Below are 1,351 nucleotides of genomic sequence, written 5' to 3'. Positions count from 1 at the left end.
CTGCCGCCGCTGACCAGCAGCCGGACCACGAACCGGTACGGCTCGCGGGCCGCGCCGACGGTCGCGGTCTGCCGGGCCGGCCGCAACTCCAGCGGCCACACCGTGAGGCCGCCGTCCGGGTCGTCGCGCGGCGGACCGACCGGGACGGGCGCACCCGCCGTCCCGGTCAGCCAGGCCGCGACGTCCGCGACGGCCGCCTCGATCGCACCGGTCATCGCGGCGGCGTCCCCTGGATCCGGTACGCGATGGCCTCGTTCCAGACGTGCGGGTAGACGCCGATCTCGAAGTAGCGGGTGAAGCGGTTGATCGGCGCGTTGGTGTGGTCGTGCCAGAGCAGCCAGACCGGGGCGATGGTGAACAGCGCGTAGTTGAGCGCGACCAGCGGCAGGTAGAGCGGACCGAGCAGCCGGGCCTGGAACACGTGCACGTCCTCGTGCCGCTGGATGCCCGGGCTGGAGCCGGCGCAGACCGTGCCGATGGTGGTGGCGTACCGGGGGGAGACGCCCTCGACCACGTTGACCCGGCCGCTGGCGGCCGAGACGACCCGGTCGAGCTGGTGGCCGAAGACCAGGTGCAGGGCCAGGTAGAGCGCGCCGGCGAACGTGTTCAGCAGGCTCCACGTGTGGTCGACCACGAAGAGGAAGATCCCCTTCGGGTCGGCGCCGTACGTGCCGGCGGACGCGACCGCCCAGCCGAAGGGCCCGCCGACGAGCAGCCCGACCACCGCGCCGACCAGCAGGCCGACGGTGCCGGCGGCGGCCTGCCCGAGCACGGCGCCGAAGACGATCTGGACGGCGGCGCTGATGATGCCGAAGACCATGGGGGTCACCTCTCTCAGACCCAGGAGCGGACGAAGCGGGGCTCGCGCCCCTGGGCGAGCTGGGTCGGCGACGCCTGCGTCGCCTGCCGGTTGCCCGGGGGCAGCTGGTTGATGCCGAGCGCGGCGGAGAAGATGACCAGGCCGTTGAAGAACGCGATGATCCACTTCTCCGGCCCGGCGTCGTCGGCGAACGCGGCGGTCAGGTAGGACAGCAGGAGCGCGAAGCCCAACGCGATCCACTTGCGCGCCTTGTCGCCGCTCGGTCCGATCAGGCCGCCGATGACGTTGGTGGCGAGCAGGGTGGCGGCGCTGGCGCCGGTGAGGCTGCCCAGGGCGGCCCAGGTGAAGAGATCGTTCACGGCGATCCCCCTTTTCGATCGTGCGATGGTGCGGTCGGGGTGGGATGGTGCGGCGGTCCGTGGCGTCGCCACGGGCCGCCCGGTCGGCGGTGGGGACCGGCGAGGCGTCGCCGGTGGCGGGAGGGCCGCGGCGGCGGGACTCAGGCCGGTGGGCCGGGAGGAGGCGTCGACG

General features: G+C 73.5%; 2 protein-coding genes and 1 pseudogene. All 3 read right to left on the bottom strand.

The window, feature by feature from the left end; genetic code table 11:
* Positions 1-215, bottom strand: a pseudogene (locus HUW36_RS32980) (carboxypeptidase-like regulatory domain-containing protein); the annotation flags it as partial.
* Positions 212-820: a glycine zipper family protein gene (locus tag HUW36_RS32975; RefSeq protein ID WP_174531596.1), complete on the bottom strand. Its 609-nt coding sequence runs from the start codon at positions 818-820 to the stop codon at positions 212-214. The gene HUW36_RS32975 and the pseudogene HUW36_RS32980, both read right to left, overlap by 4 nt.
* A 14-nt stretch (positions 821-834) precedes the next feature.
* On the bottom strand, positions 835-1,179 hold the full coding sequence (locus HUW36_RS32970) for a hypothetical protein (RefSeq protein WP_174531595.1): 345 nt from the start codon (positions 1,177-1,179) through the stop codon (positions 835-837).
* Positions 1,180-1,351: the final 172 nt, after the last annotated feature.

Origin of the sequence: Micromonospora maritima (assembly GCF_902825405.1) — a bacterium.
Classification (GTDB): Bacteria; Actinomycetota; Actinomycetes; order Mycobacteriales; family Micromonosporaceae; genus Micromonospora; species Micromonospora maritima.
This window is presented reverse-complemented; position numbering and strand designations above follow the sequence as displayed.